General features: G+C 39.4%; 15 protein-coding genes. 14 read left to right on the forward strand and 1 reads right to left on the reverse strand.

Annotation, left to right across the window (positions count from 1 at the left end; genetic code table 11):
- Window positions 1–54 precede the first annotated feature (54 nt).
- The 3 genes from rpoB (at window position 55) to PQO05_RS07755 (ending at window position 10,390) form a co-directional block, all read left to right on the forward strand.
- Entirely contained in the window at window positions 55–3,858 is a 3,804-nt protein-coding gene (gene rpoB, locus PQO05_RS07745; protein ID WP_273632126.1) for a DNA-directed RNA polymerase subunit beta, read from the forward strand.
- Between the two features lie 125 nt (window positions 3,859–3,983).
- Window positions 3,984–8,273: a DNA-directed RNA polymerase subunit beta' gene (gene rpoC / locus PQO05_RS07750; protein ID WP_273632127.1), complete on the forward strand. Its 4,290-nt coding sequence runs from the start codon at window positions 3,984–3,986 to the stop codon at window positions 8,271–8,273.
- A 665-nt stretch (window positions 8,274–8,938) separates the two neighbouring features.
- Window positions 8,939–10,390 carry an IS1182 family transposase gene (locus tag PQO05_RS07755; protein ID WP_273632128.1) on the forward strand — a complete coding sequence of 484 codons (1,452 nt, stop codon included), beginning with the start codon at window positions 8,939–8,941 and terminating at the stop codon, window positions 10,388–10,390.
- A gap of 210 nt (window positions 10,391–10,600) precedes the next feature.
- Here PQO05_RS07755 and PQO05_RS07760 read toward each other — a convergent pair whose 3' ends face one another.
- Window positions 10,601–11,188 carry a hypothetical protein gene (locus PQO05_RS07760; RefSeq protein WP_273632129.1) on the reverse strand — a complete coding sequence of 196 codons (588 nt, stop codon included), beginning with the start codon at window positions 11,186–11,188 and terminating at the stop codon, window positions 10,601–10,603.
- Between the two features lie 264 nt (window positions 11,189–11,452).
- Between PQO05_RS07760 and PQO05_RS07765 the strand changes: the two genes are divergently transcribed.
- From PQO05_RS07765 to PQO05_RS07815, 11 genes are all read left to right on the forward strand, one after another.
- Window positions 11,453–11,764, forward strand: a complete 312-nt coding sequence (locus PQO05_RS07765) for a DUF3467 domain-containing protein (RefSeq protein ID WP_273632130.1) — start codon at window positions 11,453–11,455, stop codon at window positions 11,762–11,764.
- Between the two features lie 111 nt (window positions 11,765–11,875).
- Window positions 11,876–12,676, forward strand: a complete 801-nt coding sequence (locus PQO05_RS07770) for a polysaccharide biosynthesis/export family protein (protein WP_273632131.1) — start codon at window positions 11,876–11,878, stop codon at window positions 12,674–12,676.
- A gap of 11 nt (window positions 12,677–12,687) precedes the next feature.
- Window positions 12,688–15,051 (forward strand): GumC family protein, encoded by a 2,364-nt coding sequence (locus PQO05_RS07775; RefSeq protein WP_273632132.1) that lies wholly within the window; start codon window positions 12,688–12,690, stop codon window positions 15,049–15,051.
- 179 nt (window positions 15,052–15,230) lie between these two features.
- Entirely contained in the window at window positions 15,231–16,325 is a 1,095-nt protein-coding gene (locus PQO05_RS07780; protein ID WP_273632133.1) for an MATE family efflux transporter, read from the forward strand.
- A gap of 10 nt (window positions 16,326–16,335) precedes the next feature.
- On the forward strand, window positions 16,336–17,286 hold the full coding sequence (locus PQO05_RS07785) for a glycosyltransferase family 2 protein (protein WP_273632134.1): 951 nt from the start codon (window positions 16,336–16,338) through the stop codon (window positions 17,284–17,286).
- A 193-nt stretch (window positions 17,287–17,479) separates the two neighbouring features.
- Window positions 17,480–18,535, forward strand: coding sequence for an NAD-dependent epimerase/dehydratase family protein (locus PQO05_RS07790; protein ID WP_273632135.1), 1,056 nt, complete (start codon window positions 17,480–17,482; stop codon window positions 18,533–18,535).
- A 24-nt stretch (window positions 18,536–18,559) separates the two neighbouring features.
- Window positions 18,560–19,726, forward strand: a complete 1,167-nt coding sequence (locus PQO05_RS07795; protein WP_273632136.1) for a glycosyltransferase family protein — start codon at window positions 18,560–18,562, stop codon at window positions 19,724–19,726.
- Between the two features lie 26 nt (window positions 19,727–19,752).
- Complete coding sequence (locus PQO05_RS07800) at window positions 19,753–20,841, forward strand: acyltransferase family protein (protein ID WP_273632137.1); 1,089 nt, start codon at window positions 19,753–19,755, stop codon at window positions 20,839–20,841.
- Between the two features lie 29 nt (window positions 20,842–20,870).
- The gene (locus PQO05_RS07805; protein WP_273632138.1) at window positions 20,871–22,106 is read left to right on the forward strand and encodes a glycosyltransferase family 4 protein; all 1,236 of its coding nucleotides are present in this window, start codon (window positions 20,871–20,873) and stop codon (window positions 22,104–22,106) included.
- A gap of 31 nt (window positions 22,107–22,137) precedes the next feature.
- Window positions 22,138–23,304, forward strand: coding sequence for a glycosyltransferase family 4 protein (locus PQO05_RS07810; RefSeq protein WP_273632139.1), 1,167 nt, complete (start codon window positions 22,138–22,140; stop codon window positions 23,302–23,304).
- 171 nt (window positions 23,305–23,475) lie between these two features.
- Window positions 23,476–24,798, forward strand: coding sequence for a hypothetical protein (locus tag PQO05_RS07815; RefSeq protein WP_273632140.1), 1,323 nt, complete (start codon window positions 23,476–23,478; stop codon window positions 24,796–24,798).
- Window positions 24,799–24,875 lie beyond the last annotated feature (77 nt).

Raw genomic sequence — 24,875 nt, forward strand, 5'->3', positions numbered from 1 at the left:
AGAACCAGTTTTGCACAGAGCAAAAGAAATTTATATAACTTAAATTATAATCCCTTGGCAAACAACAATAATCAAAGAGTAAACTTTGCAACCAGCAGGCACGTAATTGATTACCCTGATTTTCTGGATGTTCAGTTGCAATCTTTCAGGGAGTTCTTTCAGTTAGAGACTACTTCAGATAACCGCCATACCGAAGGCTTATTTAAAGTATTTGCTGAGAACTTTCCTATTTCAGATTCAAGAAACATCTTTGTTTTAGAGTTTCTTGATTATTTTATTGACCCGCCACGTTATGATATACAAGAGTGTATCGAACGCGGATTAACTTACAGTGTTCCGTTAAAAGCCAAGCTGCGTTTATCATGCAATGATGAAGAGCACGAAGACTTTGAAACAATTGTACAGGACGTGTACCTGGGTACTATCCCATACATGACCCCTAAAGGTACATTTGTGATCAACGGTGCTGAGCGTGTAATTGTATCTCAGTTACACCGTTCACCAGGTGTGTTCTTTGGTCAGAGCCGCCACACCAACGGTACCAAACTATACTCGGCCCGTGTTATCCCTTTCAAAGGATCATGGATTGAGTTTGCTACAGACGTTAACAACGTGATGTATGCTTATATCGATCGTAAAAAGAAATTCCCGGTTACTACCTTATTGCGTGCTATCGGTTACGATTCAGACAAGGACATCCTGGAATTGTTTGAACTGGCCGACGAGGTTAAAGTAAGCAAATCTGGCCTGAAGAAATTCATCGGTCGTAAGCTTGCTGCAAGGGTGCTTAAAAAATGGGTGGAAGACTTCGTGGATGAGGATACAGGTGAAGTTGTATCTATCGACCGTAACGAGATCATCCTTGAGCGTGAAACCGTACTGGAAGACGACCATATAGATATGATCATCGATGCAGGTGTTAAGACTATCATCCTGAACAAGGAAGATGCTTCTACCAGCGGTGATTACACCATTATATATAATACGTTACAGAAAGATACTTCGAACTCGGAGAAAGAAGCGGTTGAGCACATCTACCGTCAATTACGTAACGCCGAACCACCTGATGAGGAAACTGCTCGTGGTATCATCGATCGTTTGTTCTTCTCTGATAAAAGATATGATTTGGGCGATGTTGGTCGTTACCGCATCAACCGTAAGTTGAAGTTAGAGACATCTAACGAAACTAAGGTTTTAACCAAGCAAGATATTATTGCAATCGTTAAATACCTGATCAAATTGATCAACTCTAAAGCTGAGGTGGATGATATCGATCACTTGTCAAATCGTCGTGTTCGTACGGTAGGCGAGCAGCTTTATGCACAATTTGGTGTTGGTTTAGCACGTATGGCCCGTACCATCCGTGAGCGTATGAACATTCGTGATAACGAGGTGTTCACACCAACCGACCTGATCAACGCACGTACACTATCTTCTGTGATCAACTCGTTCTTCGGAACCAACCAGTTGTCACAGTTTATGGACCAAACCAATCCACTGGCAGAGATTACGCACAAGCGTCGTCTGTCAGCCTTAGGCCCCGGCGGTCTGTCGCGCGAGCGTGCAGGTTTCGAGGTTCGTGACGTTCACTACACCCACTACGGTAGGTTGTGTACCATCGAAACTCCGGAAGGCCCGAACATTGGTTTGATCTCGTCACTTTGTGTACACGCTAAGATCAACAACTTAGGTTTTATCGAAACACCTTACAAACGTGTTACCGATGGTAAAGTTGAGGTTAACGAACCAGTAATTTATTTATCGGCAGAGGATGAAGATGGTAAAACCATCGGCCAGGCTAATGCCCATTATGATGATAACGGTGTTTTCGCCAACCCACGTGTTAAAGCACGTTTCGAGGGTGACTTCCCGGTTATTGAGCCAGAGCGTCTGGACTTAATGGATATTGCGCCAAACCAGATCACCTCTATCGCGGCTTCGCTGATTCCGTTCTTAGAGCATGATGATGCTAACCGTGCCTTGATGGGATCGAACATGCAACGCCAGGCAGTGCCTTTGTTGCGTCCGGAAGCTCCTATCGTTGGTACAGGTTTGGAAGGCCGTGTAGCAAAAGACTCTCGTACCCTGATCAACGCCGAAGGCGATGGTGTGGTTGAGTATGTTGATGCTAACGAGATCCGTATTAAATATGATCGTAACGAGGATGACCGTTTGGTATCTTTCGATGGCGATAGCAAAAGCTACCGCTTAACCAAGTTCAAGAAAACCAACCAGAGCACAACCATTAACTTAAAGCCAATTGTTAAAAAAGGCGAGAGAGTACAAAAAGGACAAGTATTGTCTGAAGGTTATGCTACCCAAAATGGTGAGCTTGCACTGGGCCGTAACTTAAAAGTGGCGTTCATGCCTTGGCAGGGATATAACTTTGAGGATGCGATCGTAATTTCTGAGCGTGTTGTATCACAGGATATCTTTACTTCTATCCATGTTGAAGAGTTCGAGCTTGAAGTTCGTGACACTAAACGCGGTGAAGAAGAGTTAACTGCTGATATCCCTAACGTATCTGAAGAAGCTACTAAAGACCTTGACGAAGACGGTATTATCCGTGTAGGTGCCGAGGTTAAAGAAGGCGATATCCTGATTGGTAAGATCACCCCTAAAGGTGAATCAGACCCTTCACCAGAGGAAAAACTTTTACGTGCCATATTTGGTGATAAAGCCGGTGATGTTAAAGATGCATCATTAAAAACCCCGCCGTCTATCGCGGGTGTGGTAATTGATACCAAATTGTTCTCTCGTGCTAAAAAGACTTCAAAATCTGAAGAAAAAATGCAGCTTGAGAAATTGGATACCAAGCACGAAAGAGCTATCAAAGAATTAAAAAATACACTGATCGAGAAATTGTTCGAGATCGTAAACGGTAAAACATCACAAGGTGTATTTAACGTTTACAAAGAACTTCTTGTACCAAAAGGCGTTAAATTCACCCAGAAAATTTTGGTTGAACTGGCGTACGAAAACATCAACCCAACTAAATGGACCACTGATGACGACAAGAACGATCAGATCAAATTATTACTGCATAACTACGGTATCAAAGTAAACGAAGAGCTTGGTGCTTACCGTCGCGATAAATTTGCGATCAGCGTGGGTGACGAGTTGCCATCAGGCATCGTTCAAATGGCGAAAGTGTACATTGCTAAAAAACGTAAGTTAAAAGTAGGTGATAAAATGGCGGGCCGCCACGGTAACAAAGGTATCGTTGCACGTATTGTACGTGATGAGGATATGCCGTTCCTGGAAGATGGTACGCCGGTTGATATCGTGTTGAACCCACTGGGTGTACCTTCACGTATGAACTTGGGCCAGATCTACGAAACCGTATTAGGCTGGGCAGGTAAAGAGTTAGGTATGAAATTCGCTACCCCGATCTTTGATGGTGCAACCTATCAGGAAGTGGAAGACTGGATTGCTAAAGCTGGTTTACCGGCAACAGGCCGTACTTACCTGCACAATGGCTTAACAGGTGAGCGTTTCGATCAGCCAACTACTGTAGGTATTATCTACATGCTGAAACTGGGCCACATGGTTGATGATAAGATGCACGCCCGTTCAATCGGTCCGTACTCTCTTATTACACAACAACCATTGGGTGGTAAAGCACAGTTTGGTGGTCAGCGTTTTGGTGAGATGGAGGTTTGGGCACTGGAAGCATTCGGTGCGGCTAACATCCTTCAGGAAATCCTGACTGTGAAGTCGGATGACGTAATTGGACGTGCCAAAACTTACGAAGCCATTGTTAAAGGCGAAAATCTGCCTACACCATCAGTTCCTGAATCATTCAACGTATTGGTTCACGAATTAAGAGGTTTAGGTTTGGATATCACATTAGAATAATGAATGAATTAGTGAAGGATTGGATAAGTAATTATCCAATCCTTTGTTAACTTCTACGTGCAAGTAGTGATCAGGTCACTCATTCACTAAATCAGTCATTTAAAAAATTAAAACAAAGGGAGACTATGTCTTACAAAAAGGATAATAAAATCAAAAGTAACTTTACCAGCATAACCATCAGTTTAGCCTCTCCCGAGTCTATCCTTGAGCGTTCAAGCGGTGAAGTTTTGAAACCAGAAACCATCAACTACAGGACTTATAAACCTGAGCGTGATGGTTTGTTCTGTGAGCGTATTTTTGGTCCGGTTAAAGATTACGAGTGCCATTGCGGTAAATACAAACGTATCCGTTACAAAGGTATCGTGTGCGACCGTTGCGGTGTTGAAGTAACCGAGAAAAAAGTACGTCGTGAGCGTATGGGCCACATTAACTTAGTGGTTCCTGTTGCGCACATCTGGTATTTCCGTTCTTTACCAAACAAGATCGGTTATTTACTGGGCTTGCCAACTAAAAAGCTCGACCTTATTATTTATTATGAGCGTTATGTAGTTATTCAGCCGGGTATTAAAGAAGTTGACGGAATCTCTAAAATGGATTTCCTGACTGAAGAAGAGTACCTGGATGTTTTAGATACATTACCAAAAGAAAATCAATACCTTGACGACAAGGACCCACAAAAGTTTGTAGCTAAAATGGGTGCTGAAGCGTTAGAAGAATTATTAAAACGCCTTGATCTTGACCAACAGTCTTATGACTTACGTCACCAGGCTGCTAATGAAACTTCTCAGCAACGTAAAAACGAAGCCTTAAAACGCTTACAAGTTGTTGAAGCTTTCCGTGATGCACGTACACGTATAGATAACAATCCGGAGTGGATGATCGTAAAGATCGTTCCGGTTATCCCGCCAGAGTTACGTCCATTAGTACCTCTTGAGGGTGGCCGTTTCGCTACCTCGGATTTGAATGACCTTTACCGTCGTGTAATTATCCGTAACAACCGTTTAAAACGTTTGATCGAGATCAAAGCACCGGAAGTAATTTTACGTAACGAAAAACGTATGCTTCAGGAAGCGGTTGACTCTTTATTTGATAACTCACGTAAAGTAAACGCCGTTAAAACTGAAGGTAACCGTGCCTTGAAATCACTTTCAGATATCCTGAAAGGTAAACAAGGTCGTTTCCGTCAAAACTTACTGGGTAAACGTGTCGATTACTCTGCACGTTCGGTAATTGTTGTAGGTCCTAACCTGAAACTGCACGAATGCGGTTTACCAAAAGATATGGCTGCCGAGCTGTTTAAACCATTTATCATTCGTAAGATGATCGAAAGAGGTGTGGTTAAAACGGTAAAATCAGCTAAAAAGATCGTTGACCGTAAAGACCCATTAGTTTGGGATATTTTGGAAAACGTATTAAAGGGTCACCCTGTGTTATTAAACCGTGCGCCTACGCTGCACAGGTTAGGTATCCAGGCTTTCCAACCTAAATTGGTTGAAGGTAAAGCGATCCAATTACACCCGTTAACCTGTACCGCATTCAACGCGGATTTTGACGGTGACCAGATGGCAGTTCACGTACCACTAGGTAACGCTGCAATTTTGGAAGCCCAAATCCTGATGCTTGCTTCACACAACATCTTAAACCCTGCCAACGGTACCCCAATTACAGTACCATCACAGGATATGGTTTTAGGTCTTTACTACATTACTAAAGGCCGCAAAACTGATGAGCAACGTGTTGTAAAAGGACAAGGTTTATCTTTCTACTCTGCTGAAGAGGTGATTATCGCTTACAATGAGAAAGAAATTGACCTGCATGCCTTTATTAAAGTAAAAGCAAACGTAAAAGAACGCGATGGCAGCATCGTTAATAAATTGATTGATACTACTGTAGGCCGCGTATTGTTTAACCAACACGTACCAGAAGAAGTAGGTTACATCAATGAGTTGCTGACCAAAAAATCGCTTCGTGATATTATTGGTGAAGTTGTTAAAAACACCGGTATGGCACGCGCAGCCCAGTTCCTTGATGATATTAAGGAGTTAGGTTTCCAAATGGCATTCCGTGGTGGTTTATCATTTAACCTGCAGGATGTTAACATCCCTGCTCAAAAAGTTACTTTAATCGAATCAGCAACTAAAGAAGTTGAAGAGGTTATGGGTAACTATAACATGGGTTTCATTACCAACAACGAGCGTTACAACCAGATCATCGATATCTGGACCCGTATCAACAACCGCTTAACTGCGAATGTAATGGAGATCTTGTCGACAGATAACCAAGGCTTCAACTCTGTTTATATGATGCTTGACTCTGGAGCGCGTGGTTCGAAAGAGCAGATCCGTCAGCTTGCAGGTATGCGTGGTTTGATGGCGAAACCTCAGAAATCAGGTTCTGGTGGCGAGATCATCGAAAACCCGATCTTATCAAACTTTAAAGAAGGTCTGTCGGTATTAGAGTACTTTATCTCTACCCACGGTGCCCGTAAAGGTTTGGCGGATACGGCGTTGAAAACTGCGGATGCTGGTTACTTAACCCGTCGTTTACATGACGTTGCGCAAGACATGATTGTTGGCGAAACTGATTGCGGAACTTTACGTGGTATATTTACAACTGCATTAAAAGATAACGAGGATATCGTTGAGCCATTATACGATCGTATTCTGGGCCGTACCTCTCTGCACGATGTGCATGACCCTATCACCGGCGATTTATTAGTTGGTGCCGGTCAGGACATTACTGAAGAGATTGGTAAAGCGATTGAAAACTCTCCTTTAGAAGGTATCGAAATCCGTTCTGTATTAGCTTGCGAAAGCAAACGCGGTGTTTGTGCCCTTTGTTACGGACGTAACCTGGCATCAGGTAAACGTGTACAAAGCGGTGAAGCTGTGGGTGTAATTGCAGCACAGTCAATCGGTGAGCCGGGTACACAGTTAACACTTCGTACATTCCACGTGGGTGGTACCGCATCTAACATCGCGGCAGAGTCTCAGATCAATGCTCGTTACGAGGGTATCATTGAATTTGAAAACGTACGTACTGTGGAGTACCAAACAGCTGAAGACGGACCTGTACAGGTTGTTTTAGGCCGTTCTGGTGAGTTCCGTATCCTGGAAGAAGGCAGCAACAAGGTAATTGTTACCAATAACATCCCTTATGGTTCATACCTGTATGTGAAAGATGGCAGCAAAGTTACCAAAGGCGACCGTATCTGTTCATGGGATCCGTACAACGCGGTTATCATCTCAGAATTTGCGGGTAAATCAACCTTTGATGCAGTATTAGAGGGTATCACTTTCCGTGAAGAATCTGATGAGCAAACCGGTCACCGTGAGAAAGTAATTATCGATACTAGGGATAAAACTAAAAACCCTGTGATACAGATTACTGATACCATGGGTAACGTAATTAAAGGATACAACATTCCGGTAGGCGCACACATTGCGGTTGACGAGAATGAGAAAATACAAACCGGACAGGTAATTGCTAAAATTCCTCGTTCAACCGGTAAAACACGAGATATTACGGGTGGTTTACCACGCGTAACTGAATTGTTTGAGGCTCGTAACCCATCTAACCCGGCAGTTGTGACCGAGATTGATGGTGTTGTAACCTTAGGCGGTGTAAAACGTGGTAACCGTGAAATCACTATCGAATCAAAAGACGGACAGGTTAAAAAATACCTGGTACCACTTTCTAAGCACATCCTGGTACAGGATAATGACTTTATCAAAGCAGGTATGCCACTGTCAGACGGTTCGATCTCACCTGCCGATATCTTAGCGATTAAAGGCCCTGCTGCTGTACAAGAGTACCTTGTTAACGGTATCCAGGAAGTTTACCGCTTACAAGGTGTGAAAATCAACGATAAACACTTTGAGGTTATCGTTCACCAGATGATGCAGAAAGTACAGATTGAAGATCCGGGAGATACTCGTTTCTTAGAAAAAGAAGCAGTTGACGGTTGGGACTTCATGATGGAAAACGACGATATTTTTGACAAGAAAGTTGTTGTTGAGCCAGGTGATTCATCTACCCTGAAAGCCGGTCAGATCGTATCATTACGTAAGCTGAGAGACGAAAACTCTGTACTGAAACGTAAAGATTTGAAACTGGTTGAAGTACGCGACGCAATTGCAGCAACATCAAGTCCGTTGTTACAAGGTATCACCCGTGCATCGTTAGGTACCAAATCGTTCATCTCGGCAGCATCGTTCCAGGAAACTACTAAAGTACTGAACGAAGCAGCTATCGCAGGTAAACGTGATAAAATGCTTGGTCTGAAAGAGAATGTGATCGTAGGTCACTTGATCCCTTCAGGTACAGGTATGCGTATCTACGATAACGTACGTGTAGGTTCACAAGAAGAATTTGATCGCCTGATGGCTTCTAAAACAGAAGACGTCGAGGCATAATCAAAACTGATTATATTGAAAAGGCTCCCCGAATTTTGGGGAGCCTTTTTTGTTTTAAAAGCATAAATAATAATTGGGGATTTTATCTGTTTGATTACGGTTAATATGTATAAAATAGCCCCGTTAGCTCTTATAGTAATAAAACTGATTAAGCGACTTGATAGTATTAGCATAGTTTTGGTTGTATTAGTTATGCTTGGCTCATGCCCAATTTTTTGACAGTGGCAGTTCTATAAATCGTTTGACAATTAGAAGTGCACATCAGCTCTTCTCCGGGCCGACACCGTAATTATCCCAATTACTAATTTTCTATGCCAATAACAAATAAACCACGGCATCTGATAGTATCTTAAATATTTTTTTTCCTGGATCGTTTGTAGGAATATGAAGGCTCTTGTAGTGTTCATCATGTTTTTTCGCGGGAATAACTTATACTCCCATAAAAGGTTTCAATGCCGTACTATTAATAAGTTCATCTGTGCCTGCTGCTCGATTATAAGTACAATTTGGTTAGTTAGCCAGAAGTGAGAACCATAATGGCTCATAAAAAAGGCCTATAAGCAACAGCGAGGGCACTGAAAAAGTCTTTTAAGCAAACGGGGTAGAAAGCAAGGTTTTCTACCCCGTTTTTTGTATCTTAAGGTGTCGAAAGAAAGACGCTATAGATGCTTAATCAACAGCAGAAGATACAGTTCAGTACGTTTTCGGGTTTATATGACCTGATCGTTCCCAAAGATAACCTCCTTCGTAAAATCAACGAGTTGATAGATTTCAGTTTCATTTATGATGAACTGGCGAACAAGTATTGCCCTAACAATGGCAGGACGGCGGAGAGCGCCATACGGATGTTCAAATATCTGCTGTTAAAAACGATCTATACCGTATCGGACGTTGATGTTGTCGAGCGTTCGCGTTATGATATGTCTTTCAAATATTTCTCGGGTATGTCGCCGGCAGAAGACGTTATCGATCCAAGTTCATTGACAAAGTTCAGAAAGTTGCGGCTGAAGGATAGCGATCTTTTAAACTTGCTCATTAATAAAACGGTCAGTATAGCGATTGAGAAAGGGATCATCCGCTCTAAATCCATCATCGTTGACGCCACACATTCGCTGTCAAGATCAAATCCTTATTCAGCATTAGAAGTATTACGGGAGCGCTCAAAACTGCTCCGTAAAGCGGTATATACTATAGATGAGGATATGAAAGGCGCTATGCCTGAAAAGAATAGTATAGACGAATTGGAACAGGAACTGGCTTATTGCAGCGCCTTGGAAAAGTATATCGACGCTGACCAAACGTTAAGCGAGATACCTGCGGTAAAAGAAAAACTCAACTTACTGAAAGAGACGGTAGCAGATACACAGGAGCACTATATATTATCCAAAGATAAGGATGCCAAAATCGGTCATAAATCAGCCGATAGTTCATTCTTTGGTTACAAGACCCATTTGGCGATGACCGAGGAACGCATTATTACCGCTGCCGTGGTCACTTCGGGCGAAAAAGGCGATGGCCCGGAACTTCCCAAACTATTGGAGATCAGCCAAAGCAATGGCATTGAAGTTGAAACGATCATTGGTGACACGGCCTATTGCGGGAAAACCAATCTTAAGATAGCAGCTGAACAAGACATTAGGATCGTGGCCAAACTTACGCCAGCGATCTCCCAGGGAACCCGAAAAGAAGAAGACAAGTTTGATTATAACAAGGATGCAGGTATGTTTGTATGCCCGGCAGGGCATCTGGCTATACGAAAAGCCAAAGAAGGAAAAAAAGACGTTGGGAGAAACCAATCATACATTTACTTTTTTGACATTGAAAAATGCAAGGTATGCCCATTAAAAGATGGTTGTTACAAGCCGGGAGCTAAAACCAGAACCTATGCAGTAGCTATAAAATCAACCATGCACCAGGAACAACAAGCTTTTCAAGAAACACACTACTTCAAAGACAAAGCTAAACATCGATATAAGATCGAAGCTAAAAATAACGAGTTGAAAAATGTTCATGGCTATGATCGGGCAATAGCTTACGGGATCGAAAATATGCAGATGCAGGGAGCATTGGCCATCTTCACTGTCAACCTCAAAAGGATTATCAAACTGATCCCTTAAGAGTAACATCAGATCAAACCTTGCATTTCCATTCCCTTCGAGCTAAGTCAACTCGGAATAATCCACAGAAAAATATCTATTACAATAAAAAAAGCGGTCAAGTAAAAATCGCTTTTACTTGACCGCTTTAAAGTCCTGTTGTTAAAACTGGTGCTTTTTCAGTGCCCTCGCAACAGCTTACAGGCCTTTTAAAAGTATTGTTAACAGCTTTTAATAGCTCGGAGATAGATCGAATGAATAAGCAATATGTAAACCAATCATACTTAAATACTGATTCGAACCATGCATAACCTCGTAACGCAAGCTAATATCCAAGCCATTATCATTATTGTTATAGCCAAGGGCTGGGGACACAAGTTTTGTCATACGTGATCCCTTATAACTAATGCTTGAATAGCCTAAACCGGCTTCTGCACCTAAATACATTGTTTGAGAAAAAAAAGCTTTTGCACCAATCGTAATTGGCACTAAAACTAAACTTTTAGCATTTTTTGTTCCAGGTATAAAATCTGCTCCCACCCCTATAGTAAGTCCAACAAAAGGATTTGGGTAATATTCTGCATGTACACTTCCCCCAGCACTTAAACGACTATACGTTACATAATTAGGGGCTACCTTGCCCGTAGTAGGGTTTGTAAAATCAACTTGCTGAGTGGGATTTATTACACCCATAATATCTGGTCCGATGGTTACGTGCCAACTGTCCTCCCTATAGGTATTGTTATAATATTGCGCTTGAGCTTTATTAAGGAAAACGCTTAACGCGATAGTGATAACTAAAGGTAAATACTTTTTCACAGGCATTAATTTATTGTTAAGTTTTTAATAATGTAGATGACGGAATGCAAATAAAATGTAATAATAAATAAAAATTTTTTAAGATGTAAGCTTTAATGTTGGAAATATTGCTTTTTATACCTTTGGGCGCACTTTTTAAAATCTTGAATGCGATTTTGTGATCTTCATTGCTAAAAAGCTATTTTTAAATGAAATTATAAAATATATTCACTTAAATTAATAAATTTGTCAAAACATGCTTATTGCAATACAGTTTATCTATTTATGGAAGAACTAAACGATTCACAATTAAATATTGAACTTTCAGAAGAAATAGCTGAGGGGATATACTCTAATTTAGCTATTATTACACATTCGAATGCAGAATTCGTTCTTGATTTCATCCGGGTTGTACCAGGTGTGCCAAAGGCAAAAGTAAAGTCCAGAATTATTCTTACTCCTGAACATGCCAAGCGTTTTTTGGCAGCTTTGCAAGAAAATATCGAAAAATTTGAAGCGGTAAACGGTCGTATTAAAACGCAAGAAGAAAACAAAGGTTTTTCAATGAATTTCGGAGGCACAATCGGCCAGGCATAAACACGCTTTTTTTTATGGTAATATTCTACCAAGTTTATACCGTAGAATAGAAATACATTTTTACCTTCATTTATAATTTTAATAGCCATAAGTTAATAGAAATTTTCGCGAATGCATATATTAAAAAGCTCTAAGATTGCTGGATATTTAATTCTGGTCGCAATAACGATCTCATCTTGTTTTAATGAGAAAAAGATAACATATTTTCAAAAGGGTGCTCAAGGAGGGAAGGACACAATCTCTGTGGCTCAAATGTATGTACCTAAAATTGCTGAAGGTGACATACTATCCATTTATATAAACTCATTAAGCATAGAAGCGAGTAGCTTTTTTAATCCCTATTCCGCGAGTACAACATCGTCAGAGAGCTCGAGTTCAGGGACCGGATCACCCGGTTTAAGTCAGACTGCCTCTCCAGGATTTCTGGTAGATGTTAATGGTAATATTACCTTACCTATATTGGGTGAGGTGCCTGTAAGAGGTCTCACAATTGTTGATGCTCAGAATGTTATCAAAAAACGCGTAGCCGTTTATTTGAAAGATCCTACTGTTAGTGTACGATTTTTAAATTATAGGGTATCGGTACTTGGAGAAGTGAACAAGCCCGGAGTATATGTGATACCAAATGAGAGCACTACGTTACCAGAGGCGATAACAATGGCAGGCGACCTGACCACATTTGCCAAACGTAATGACATCCAAATTATAAGAGATGTAGATGGAAAAAAAGAATTTGGAGAAATTGATTTTACCACCAGAGATGTTTTTTCTTCAAAGTATTATTACTTACACGCAAACGATATCATATATGTTAAAGCTGGTAAGAGTAAAGTAGCTCAATCGGATATTACATTGCGGATACTTCCTCTTGTTATAGCTGCATTATCAGTAATCATTGTTCTAATCAAATAATTAATAATTAAATGAATACATCCTCAGAAATTTCTGAAGAGTTTTTTAACGATAAAATTGATTCAAGGGTCAACTTTAAGGACGTTGTGCACAGATATCTGAAATATTGGCGGTGGTTTACCTTATCTATTATTGTAGCTATAGCGGTTGGTTTCCTTTTTGCAAAATTACAGGTGCCTGAATATAAAATCGATATTGCAATCTTAATAAAAGATAAACAAAGTAACGGTGATAAGGATCTCTTAGATCAACTGAACCTAAATTCGAGCGATAAAATTATTGACAATGAAATACAAATCCTGAAGACAAATATGCTGATGGAGAAAGTCATCAGCGCATTAGACCTTGGCAATACTTATGTAATTGAAAATAATTTTACAAAGTATACTTTATACAATAAGTATTGCCCATTTAAAATAAAACTTCTTAGCCCGTCGTCTCAAATCAGTACAAAAAAATGGATTGTTCGATACATTAATCCTAAAGAGATAGAATTTGATGGGAAAGTAATACCGTTTAATCATCCTGTGCAAACAGCTGCAGGATTAATAATTGCAACCCCCAACAATGTTGCGGTAAAGATTTACCAGCCAATACATGTAATATTTGGGACAGTGGAAGGAACCGCCCAAAATTATATTAGTAAACTAGTCATCACCCCAGCGAGTAAGTTAGCTACCGTTTTGTTTATTTCGATGGAAGATGAGATACCTGAAAGAGGAAAAGATATTCTTACAAGATTGGTTGATGAGTATAATCAGATGTCAATCGATGATAAAAACAAGACCACATCCAACACACTTAATTTCATAGAGAGCCGATTGTCGGTTGTTGCTTCGGAGCTTAATAGTGTAGAGAAAAATGTTGCCAATTATAAATCAAGTAATAATATTGTTGATATAAGTTCTCAATCTTCGATATTTCTAGCTAATGTGCAAACCAATGATGCTCAAATTACAAAAATAGACCTCGAGATTGGCGCCTTAAAAAATTTGGAGTCGTATTTAAAAAGTGGAACTAATGATTTGTCTAAACTTCCTTCAATGCTCGGTGTTGACGACCCAACCCTGTTAGGGTTGGTAACACAATTAGCCCAGGCATTAACAGAAAAAGAAGGCAGATTAAGAACAATCCCTGAAACGAATCCGATTGTAAACTCTATCAATGATCAGATTCAATCCCTTAAAAGCACAATCTTAAAGACTGTTGTCAATGTTAACTCAGGGTTAATCGATAGTAAAAGACAGTTGCAGAATAAGAATGCAAGTTACAATAGCTTAATTAAAGGCGTACCTTCGAAGGAAAAGGGGCTTATTGATGTAATGCGGGATAGGGATATAAAAAACAACCTTTTTACATTTTTACTTCAGAAGCGGGAGGAAACTCAAATATCTTTAGCCTCCACGGTGTCAGATAGCAAAACTATCGACAAAGCTAAAAGTTCGGGTATGTTTTTTAAGCCGGCAAAGAATATTATCTATATAACATTCTTCTTTATAGGCTTATTAATTCCATTTTTTATAATTTATCTTAAAGACTCCCTAAACTCTACAGTTAGAAGAAGACAAGATATTGAAGGTGTAACGCGCATCCCTATTATCGCCCAGCTAGGGTATTCCAAAGAGCCCAATACCATGGTTGTGATCAACCAACCGCGGTCAATGATATCAGAACAGATACGGGCACTTAGAACAAATCTGGATTTTATACTTCCTGGAGTCAAACGTAGAAATTTACTTTTCACCTCAAGCATAAGTGGAGAGGGTAAGTCTTTTGTGTGTCTAAACCTGGGCGCTAGTTTAGCGAGTACAGGTAAGAAAGTTGTTGTTTTAGAATTAGATTTAAGAAAACCTAGATTCCATGTCTCGTTGGGACTTGAAAATGATAAAGGCCTGTCCGGATACCTTATTGGTAGGGATGAGCTAAAAGATATTATAAAGATATACCCGGAACAACCGAACTTGTCTATCATAAGTAGTGGCGCAATACCTCCGAATCCGGCAGAATTATTACTCAATGGGCGAATCGAAAGCTTATTAGACAAACTTAACGAAGAGTTTGATTATGTTTTGATGGATGCACCTCCGATAGGCCTTCTCACAGATGCTCAAATACTAAGTAAGCATGCAGATGCTACGTTATTTGTTATCAGGCATAGTTATACTCATAAAGACAGCGTTAATTTATTAGAAGAATTCCGTAAGAAAGGATTCTTTAAAAATCTAAATATCGTTTTTAATTCCATAAATACTGATAAGAACGGCTATGGCTATGGTTACGGCTACGGCTACGGCGACAGCTACGGTTACGGCTATTACGTAGAAAATAATGATTTAAAGAAAAATTGGTTCAGCTGGTTGAAAAATAGGAACTAGCGCATATGGTAAAGTCTATAGAAAGCAGCAAGCACTCTAAGCTACTTAGTTGGGTTAAACTTATTACGCTTACCGGATCTACCCAAATTATAGTTCAGGGAATAGGCCTGGTGAGTGGGATCTTAATTATAAGGATGCTTCCGACAAGCGAATATGCGCTATACACATTAGTTAATACAATGTTAGGCACCATGACGGTTCTGGCTGACGGTGGAATTAGCGCCGGAGTTATGTCGCAGGGGGGAGAAGTATGGCAAGATAAAGACAGACTTGGGGCAGTAATGGTTACCGGTTTAGATCTGAGACGGAAATTTGCCATAGGGAGTTTACTTGTTGCCTTGCCGATACTTTTCTATTTGTTGCTGCATCATGGAGCGGGTGTATTGAAGGCAATAATCATCGTGGCCTGCCTCATACCGGCTTTTTTAGCGGCATTATCTGATTCATTGTTAGAAATCAGTCTTAAACTGCATCAAGACATATTACCCCTGCAGAAAAATCAGGTGTCGGTTAATTTATTGAGGTTATTATTAATCCTGTCAATATTTTTATTTCCATGGACAGCTATCGCAATTCTGGCAGCGAGCATTCCCAGAACTTGGGGCAATTATAAATTAAGAAAGATTTCAACAAAGCATGTCAATTGGAATCAAAAAGTTGATTTAAAAGTCCGCAAAAGGATTTTGTCTGGCGTAAAAAGGTTACTACCTGAATCCATATACTATTGCGCATCTGGCCAGATCACCATTTGGCTTATTTCTATTTTTGGGACTACAAGCTCCATAGCTGACGTAGGAGCTTTGAGCCGCTTAACAACCGTTTTGAGTTTATTAAGCATATTATTTTCTACTTTAATTTATCCCCGATTTGCCCGCTTGGCCAACGGTAAAAATCTTTTGATCAGATATTTACAGGTGCAATTCGGCTTAATATTAATATGTATCTTCGTGGTGGCTGTAGTTTATCTATTTTCCCCGCAGCTGTTATGGATTATCGGGCCAAAGTATTCGAACTTGCATACGGCATTAGTGTTATCTACGATAGCTGCCTGTCTCGGTATTATGTATGGGGTCTCATTCTCTCTATGTACAGTAAGAGGGTGGGCAATTAATCCAATAATATATATAGCCATGAGCGTGGTTGTAACTGCTGCTTGTGCTTTTTTACTGGATGTGTCTTCATTAAATGGTATACTTCTTTTGAATATTATAACTACGGCCTTTCAGGTTTTGGCAATAGTAACTTATACATTTGTGAAAATATTTAAGAAATAGTCTTAACTATATGAATTTAAGTGTTGTAATTCCTACTTATGGTAGGGCGAAAGATCTGGAACGACTACTTGAGTCATTATCGAAACAGGAATTAAAGCCGGATGAGATAATTATAGTAATAGGGCCTAACGATTTGCCTACAAAACAAATTGTTGATGACTGTCAGATTAAAGTGCCTTCGATAGTAGCCCTGTCTGCAACAAAACCCAGCTTGGTCCATTCGTTAAATTTAGGAATAGCTCAAGCTAAAGGTGATGTTATCTGCTTATTAGATGACGACGTTTGGTTACCGGCAGATTGGGCTAAAAAAATCAATATTGCATACAAAAATGATGAATTACTTGGTGCCTATGGAGGCAGGGACAGGATACAATTGGATGTCGATGGCTTAATGGATCCAGCTCCGGCGGCTATCGTCGGCACCTTTCGATGGAATGGAAAACTTGTTGGGAACCACCATTGCGGTTGCCTTACCTCACCTGTTGAAGTAGACGTTTTGAAAGGGGTAAACTTATCTTTTCGAAAAAAGGCTTTGGGTTACCAAGGAATTGATAGTAGGCTTGAATCAAAAGGGGCAGAGATTTGCACCGAAATTGAAATTTGTCAAAGGGTCAAATTAGCAGGATATAAAGTTGTATATGACAATGAGAACTATTTGTTGCATTTTGTGGCTCAAAGAGTTGGGGCTGACGACCGGAATGATATATTCACAGAAACTACTAAGAACCGGACTTTTAACCAGGCTCTCGTTATGGCTAAATTCAGGCCTGCTTATCAGTTAATTTTTCACCTGTTTCGAACGCTGTTGATTGGCACACGCAAGGAACCTGGAATCATTAGAGCGTTTCTTCTAATCAATAAAGCCGGGCCACGTGTGTTACTTCTACCATTCCAAAATTTTAAGTACTCGATGCGGGGCGCATTTTTAGGCTTAAATAAGCACGATTTAAATCATAAATAGAACTTGAGCAAGTTGCGGTAACATCGCTTTGATTTATCATAAATTTTAAAAATAAAAATTCATCTTATATTAATTTATAATGGTTTTTTTTTAATTATATTTGGTTTTTGTGATGATTAATTATATAAAATGTTAATTTATTTGAAATATTAATAATCGTATTGAGATATTTTCAACCTTAATAAAAGTAATAATGAAGAAACCCATATTATTGGTCACTGGATCATCGGGCTTGATAGGCTCTGAAGTTTGTATGTTTTTTTCCAAAACTCTGGGATACGATGTTCACGGAGTTGATAATAACCAGAGAGCGGTGTTTTTTGGGCCTAATGGTGATACAAGATGGAATCAAAAACGTTTGCAACAAGAAATTACAAATTATACACATCATGAAATAGATATCAGGGATCGTAAGGCGGTTCTTGAATTATTAAAAACTGTAAAACCTTCCGTAATAGTTCATGCTGCTGCCCAGCCATCGCATGACCGTGCGGCGGCAATTCCGTTTGACGATTTTGACACGAACGCTGTCGGTACACTTAATATGCTGGAAGCCGCGCGTCAGGCATGTCCTGAATCGCCGTTTATTCACATGTCAACCAATAAAGTGTACGGTGATGCTCCTAACAGGATCGAATTAAAAGAGTTGGAAACCCGGTGGGATTATGCTGATAGCAATTATGATAATGGCATTAGTGAAAGTTTTTCTATTGACCAGTCAAAGCACTCTTTATTTGGTGCATCAAAGGTCGCGGCTGATGTCATGGTGCAAGAATACGGTCGGTACTTTAATATGCCAACCTGCTGTTTACGTGGCGGATGTTTAACCGGCCCTAAACACTCCGGTGTAGAGTTGCATGGTTTCCTTTCTTACTTGGTTAAATGTAATTTAGAAGGAATAGAGTATAAGGTTTTCGGTTATAAAGGAAAACAGGTGAGAGATAATATCCATTCTCTTGATGTGGCACTGTTTATGGCTGCTTTTGTTGATAGTCCACGTGTTGGTGAGGTTTACAATATTGGCGGTGGTAAAAATAACAGCGTATCTATACTTGAAGCTTTTAAAATAACTGAAGGATTCACTGGAAAGGCTCAAATTTTCTCTTATGTTGAAGAGAACAGGATCGGTGATCACATTTGTTATTATTCAGATCTTCGTAAAATGAAAGACCATTATCCTCAATGGGATATTACTCAGTCTTTAGAATCTACGATCAGTCAGATTGTAGAAGCCTGGAAAGATAGATAGTAACAAGCTTATATTATATATACAGTGAAATTAAATAAGGTTTGCCTTTTTACTGCTCATGCCCCGTCAATCGGCGGTGGTTCAACAATCCTAAGGAGTTTAATTGAAAACCTCCCTGATATTTCAATAACTTGGAAATATACAAACAGATCGGTAGATAAAAATTACGAGGAAGGATATATTGGCCCTGGTGTTATGGGGGGGAAGATATTAAATGATGTGTGGGAGACTTGGCGTATGCTATCTGATGCACCTGTTGACAAAATTAATAAGATCGTAGATATTTTATTAGAGGTTGATTGCGATAGTTATTGGGTTGTTTCTCATAATGAAGGATTGAGAGTGGCCCTCGAGTTAAAAAGACGACAATCCACGCGCCCGGTGCACATGACAGTTCATGATGATTGGGCCGGTGCTTTGTGCGCTAGGTCATATCGATACAGATTGTTTAGTAATTTGGCAAATAGTCTTACGACAAAAGCACTACAAAATGTCAATTCACTCGATGTAATCAGCATAGGAATGAGAGATTACTACAAAAGATTGTCGGGTGTTGAAGGAAAGGTTTGCCACAGATACATATCGATGGACCTTTTGCTTGACGCAGCAAAAGATGAAAATCCAGGGAATGAGATTAAAATTGGACATATAGGATCATTGTATAGCAATAGAGACTTCTTCAGTTTTTTGAAATTGGTGTCAACCTTCTTCTCGTTAAATGGTAAGACAGTTAAAGTGCAAATGTGGGGATGCTCATTGAAAAACGAGGACCTGCCGGCTGAGGTACGGAATAATGTGGTTTTTCATAAGACACTTCCTGAAGAGCAGGTGATACCCAAATTAGCTGAATGCGAATTTGTATACTCAATGTATCCTTTCCAGAGTTCATTGAAACTGTTTGGCGAAACAAGCTTGCCTACCAAGTTAACCAGCTATGTTCAGTCTGGAAGGCCTATATTAGGGCATGGCCCAGGTAATTGTACTTTGGACAAATTTTTGTCTGTAACCCAAACAGGGCTATTTTGGAATTCTAAAGACCAACAAGATGGTTTTAAAGTGTTAGAAGACCTTTTAAAATTATCAGTAACTCGTGAACAATGGGCGGTCGCCAGGAATCAATATTTCGGAGAAAATAATTTGAACGTAATGCGTGAAAGTTTGAAAATAGATGGCATTGATACTGTTAAGTAAGAGCGCATGACCATTGCACAACCATAATGGATAAAAGTAATTTAAAAACTATTTCAGGGGGATCCAGCATATTTTTAGACTGCCTTCGATTATCAGCGGCACTAATAGTTTTATACATACATGCAAAGGATCAATGGTTCCCAGCCCAGAAGCAAGCCCCAAATTTGCCGGGAGAACCGTCGCATGCGGCGGTAATTGCATTTTTTGTTCTGTCGGGGTATGTTATTGCATACACAACTAATACTAATAATAGAGGGCCGATTCAATACGCTAAAGCAAGGCTTAGTCGCCTTTGTTCCATGCTAATTCCTGCATTAATTATTACTGCTATTATCTCATTAATACTGAGGCAAGTAGATTATAGCTTATTAATGTCATATTCAAGAGGTAATTCTGTTGTTAGATATCTTTTGTCTGCAATTTTCTGTAACGAAATATGGTTCTTTTCTTCTGCACCTCCTATAAACATACCGATTTGGTCTCTTAGTTTTGAATTTTGGTATTATGCAATTTTTGGCTTTTGGTTTTTTAAAGCAAAAGGCATTAAGGCGTACGTGTTACCTATAATTGTTTGTCTGATTGCAGGTGCTAAAATACTTCTGATGATGCCAATATGGTTAATGGGTTATTTCGCTTTTACTATTAAAGGCTTACAGATAGACAAAAGAGTTAATTGGATTTTGGTTTTTATTTTGGCCGGACTTACAATTGGAATCATCATGATTTTACCGCCTTATCCTGGCATGAATCGATTGCACTTCTTGTTTTATGCTAGTCAGTTTTTGACAGACTGGGTAATTGGCCTTTTTATCGCTTTAACGCTTTGGTTATTGCCAAGCGGTAGCAAAATTCAATCTAATAATATTACCGCTAAGGTTTTCAGACAATTAGCAGATCTTACTTTTCCCATTTATATTTTACATTACCCACTTCTAGTGTTTTGGCGAGGGATATTCGGTTTTAAAATAAATAACCCTGAGCAAATGACTCATGCAATAATTACCGTTTTTTTTGTGGCTGTTATAATTGGTATTGGATTGGAAAAACAAAGAAAATACTGGGGATTCTTCTTTGATCGCGTCTTTGCTTTAGATATGTTCAAAAGCAACAGCTAATTATTCGATTGTTTTAATTAGTAAGTTTAATGAAATTAGTGCTATCACACCTTACAGGTAATGCTAACGTAAAAAATGCAGCTTATGGCTTTGCTAAACGTGGCATATTATCTGAATACCATGTAAGCCTGGCTGCTTTCCCTGATAGTTTATTATACTCTATGGGCTCTGTACGTATGTTGTCAGAAATCCGTAGGCGTTTACACGACCCTATATTAGAAAGCTGTACGAAAATGTGGCCCTGGTTTGAATTAGGACGAATAATCTCTTTAAAAGCGGGTATTAAGTCACTTACTCAACCTCCAAAATCACTTTTTAATATACATAGCGTTGTCAAGAATTTTGATGCTCATGTTGCCTCACAATTAACCCGGTCCGTTAAGAATGGAGCAAATGCTGTATACGGATATGAAGACACGGTCTTGTTTACGTTTAGAAGAGCCGAACAATTGGGAATGAGAAAACTGTATGATTTGCCAATAGGGTATTGGCGAAGCTCAATCAGGTTACTTGAAGGAGAAAAGGACCGGTGGCCTGACTGGGTATCAACATTAGGAGGATTGAATGAGTCGGAAGAAAAGTTGGAGCGTAAAGAAGAGGAAATAGCTTTAGCCGATAAAATATTTGTCGCAAGTACCTTTACTGCAAAAACACTTAAAGATTATCCTGGGAAACTGCCTTCGTATGAGGTTATTCCTTATGGTTTTCCACAAGTAAGCCGGGAACGTGAATACAGTAATTCTATTAACGGCCCATTGAAAATACTTTTTGTAGGTAGCCTTTCCCAGCGAAAGGGTATAGCCGATTTATTTGCAGCTGTTGATAATATTGGAAAAGCGGTTGAATTAACAATTGTAGGGAGTAAAAAACATGAAGATTGTGCCCCGTTAAATTTAGCGTTAAGTAAACACAGATGGATTTCAAGTATGTCACATGAGGGGGTATTGGAATTAATGAGAAAACACGATGTACTCGTATTCCCTTCTTTATTTGAAGGTTTTGGCTTAGTAATTACTGAAGCTATGTCACAAGGTACTCCTGTAATTACAACAGACCGGACTATAGGGTTAGATTTCATCAAAGACGGGAACAACGGATGGTTAATTCAAGCAGGGTCAACCAGGGCTCTTCAAGATGGGATTGAAAAGCTATTGGACGACCGGAAATCTATTGCAGAAGTGGGTTTCAAAGCCATGGAAACCGCCCGTCAAAGACCTTGGAGTGTATACTCTGAAAGTATTGCAGAAGCGGTTAGTTTAATATAATTATAATCCCTGATGTGTATTATACTTGGATATGAAAGACGTAATATTTATTAACTCACACCCGATTCAGTATTTTGCCCCTTTATACAAATACCTGAATCAGCATGGTGTTAAAACTGCTGCTTGGTATGGTTCTGATGAATCGATAAAAGGTGGGTTAGACAAACAATTCGGTGTTGAAATTAAATGGGATGTTCCTTTGTTAGAAGGGTATGAATATCGATTTTTTAAAAATAACTCATGGAAGCCGTCTCATTTTAATGGTTTTTTTGGATTGCTAAGCTTCGAAATGGTTAAAGCTATTTTTAAAGCGCCTAAGTCTGTAGTTATTGTTCATGGATACCACTATGCAACACATCTTTTGATATTATTGCTTGCCGGATTAAGGGGGCATACAGTTTGTTTACGTAATGAAACTCCATACAGTCATGAACGAGGTAAAGCAAATTGGAAGCAAAAACTAAAATATTTTTTTCTTAAAAATATTCTGTTCCCGAGAGCTGACGTTTTCCTGTATATAGGTGAGCAAAACAGGCTTTTCTATAAAAGTTATAATATTGATGATTCCAAATTGATTTATTGCCCGTACGCTGTAGACAATGATCGTTTTGCGAGCGAGTTTACACGTTTAAGGGGCTCGGTAGTGGACATCAGGAAAAAAATGGGTATAGGTGCTGATGATAAGGTTATTTTATATTCGGGAAAATATATCGATAAAAAAAGACCGATGGATCTTTTAAAGGCATTTAAAAATATTGCTAAAAAGGATTGTTGGCTGATAATGGTTGGCGAAGGCCAGTTACGTGGAAAGTTAGAGCAGTTCGTAACGGATTACGACTTAAAGAATGTAATTTTAACCGGATTTGTAAATCAATCACAAATTTCAGAATATTATGCCATTGCGGACGTATTTGTAATGTGCTCGGGAGTGGGTGAAACATGGGGCCTTTCTGTTAATGAAGCAATGAATTTTAATATGCCTATTATTTTATCTGATTTGACTGGTAGTTCGAGCGATTTGGTTAAAGACAGTATAAATGGCTATAAATTTAAAACCGGGGATGAGGAAGAATTAGCGAGACGACTTGATGACGTATTGTATGAAAACAAACTTACTCGGACGTTAAGCTCCAAGGATGTCATTAATAAGTACAGTTATGCAATCATTGCCGAAAATCTTAGTTTATTGACTAAATAATTATAGGTACAGTAAATATAGTTTTGTTTACTTTGCTCAGTGTATCAGTCGAAAATATACTGTCCATAGGTATTGTCTGAACAAATTGTGAAATGGTTATAGCTATAAGAAAACAGCGAATAATTCAATTAATTCGGTATTAACAAATCAATTGGGCTTCAAATTTAAGGCATGCAACTTAATATTCGTCAAAATAAAATTTCTACAGATACAGGGACCGTAAAAAAGGTAAAGCAATTTATTTGGGTGTATTTTTACTTATTAATATTCGAGGGGGCTTTGCGTAAATGGGTCTTACCAGGTTTGGCTACACCTTTGTTGTTAGTAAGGGAACCTATCGTTCTTTGGTTAATTATTACCGCATGGCGCAATAAACTTGTTCCATTTAGTCCATTCCTATTTATATCGGTTTCTGTTGGAACAATTGGGATTTTTACGGCTATACTTTTTGGACATGGGAATGCCTGGGTAGCGTTATACGGTGCCCGAATTTGGTTGATGCATTATCCTTTAATATTTGTTATTGGATCCGTATTTACCAGAGACGATATTTTAAAAATGGCCAGAGTTGTGATGTTTATTTCTATACCTATGGCTATATTAATTGCGGCTCAGTTTTACAGCCCACAAACAGCTTGGATTAATCGCGGTGTTGGTGGAGATGAATCGGGCGGAGGATTTTCAGGTGCTTTAGGTTTTTTTAGGCCCCCCGCCACTTTTTCCTTTACAAATGGAACAAGCTCATTTTTTGGTTTTCTTGCGCCTTTCGTTTTTTGGTTTTGGATATATCCTAAAACAATTAATAGGGTGGTATTAATTGGGGCTACAATAGCGTTGATGATTTCAATACCACTTTCAATTAGTCGGACATTGCTGTTCGAGGTTGTTGTAACATTTGCGTTTACTGTTCTTGCGTTATCCAGTAAACCACAATTTATCGGAAAAATTGTAGGGTCGGTAGCTGTAGTTTTAATCTCTCTGGTAATTCTTAATAATTTTGATTTCTTTCAAACTGCTACAGAGGCGTTTACGGCTCGCTTCGAAGGTGCTAATGAGGTTGAAGGTGGTTTAAATGGAGTTGTTGGAAATCGGTATTTTGGGCACATGATTGAAGCATTTACCGGGGCCGGGGCGCTGCCTTTTTGGGGATATGGGTTTGGTTCAGGTACGCAGGTCGGATTTAAGATATTAGGAGTAACTAAGGCATTATTTGACATCGAAGATGAATTTACCAGGATAATGGGTGAGCTCGGATTCGGATTAGGACTTATCGCCATTTTTACAAGACTTGGCCTTTGTGTACAATATTTCTTTCAAGGTTTTTCACGATTGAAGACCGGAGATTTATTACCATGGCTATTGTTAAGCTTTGCCTTGTTAGTTGTTCCACAAGGCCAATGGGCGCAACCAACCGCATTGGGATTCGGGGTGTTAATCGCAGGACTTACCATGGCATCGCTTAATACAAAAAAGCAGGTGGAACAAACAAGTTAGGCTAACCATGATACCGAGTTACATTAAAAACCAGGACAGCGTGATAGGAAACGATATGGATACTGATAGGGTTGTTT

It is taken from the genome of Mucilaginibacter jinjuensis, assembly GCF_028596025.1.
Classification (GTDB): domain Bacteria; phylum Bacteroidota; class Bacteroidia; order Sphingobacteriales; family Sphingobacteriaceae; genus Mucilaginibacter; species Mucilaginibacter jinjuensis.

What these genes read in the sequence shown, in the direction of transcription:
- rpoC (WP_273632127.1), top strand. Translation starts at nt 3,984, where the DNA reads ATGTCTTACAAAAAGGATAATAAAATCAAAAGTAACTTTACCAGCATA.
- PQO05_RS07755 (WP_273632128.1), top strand. Translation starts at nt 8,939, where the DNA reads ATGCTTAATCAACAGCAGAAGATACAGTTCAGTACGTTTTCGGGTTTA.
- PQO05_RS07765 (WP_273632130.1), top strand. Translation starts at nt 11,453, where the DNA reads ATGGAAGAACTAAACGATTCACAATTAAATATTGAACTTTCAGAAGAA.
- PQO05_RS07770 (WP_273632131.1), top strand. Translation starts at nt 11,876, where the DNA reads ATGCATATATTAAAAAGCTCTAAGATTGCTGGATATTTAATTCTGGTC.
- PQO05_RS07775 (WP_273632132.1), top strand. Translation starts at nt 12,688, where the DNA reads ATGAATACATCCTCAGAAATTTCTGAAGAGTTTTTTAACGATAAAATT.
- PQO05_RS07780 (WP_273632133.1), top strand. Translation starts at nt 15,231, where the DNA reads ATGTTAGGCACCATGACGGTTCTGGCTGACGGTGGAATTAGCGCCGGA.
- PQO05_RS07785 (WP_273632134.1), top strand. Translation starts at nt 16,336, where the DNA reads ATGAATTTAAGTGTTGTAATTCCTACTTATGGTAGGGCGAAAGATCTG.
- PQO05_RS07790 (WP_273632135.1), top strand. Translation starts at nt 17,480, where the DNA reads ATGAAGAAACCCATATTATTGGTCACTGGATCATCGGGCTTGATAGGC.
- PQO05_RS07800 (WP_273632137.1), top strand. Translation starts at nt 19,753, where the DNA reads ATGGATAAAAGTAATTTAAAAACTATTTCAGGGGGATCCAGCATATTT.
- PQO05_RS07805 (WP_273632138.1), top strand. Translation starts at nt 20,871, where the DNA reads ATGAAATTAGTGCTATCACACCTTACAGGTAATGCTAACGTAAAAAAT.
- PQO05_RS07810 (WP_273632139.1), top strand. Translation starts at nt 22,138, where the DNA reads ATGAAAGACGTAATATTTATTAACTCACACCCGATTCAGTATTTTGCC.
- PQO05_RS07815 (WP_273632140.1), top strand. Translation starts at nt 23,476, where the DNA reads ATGCAACTTAATATTCGTCAAAATAAAATTTCTACAGATACAGGGACC.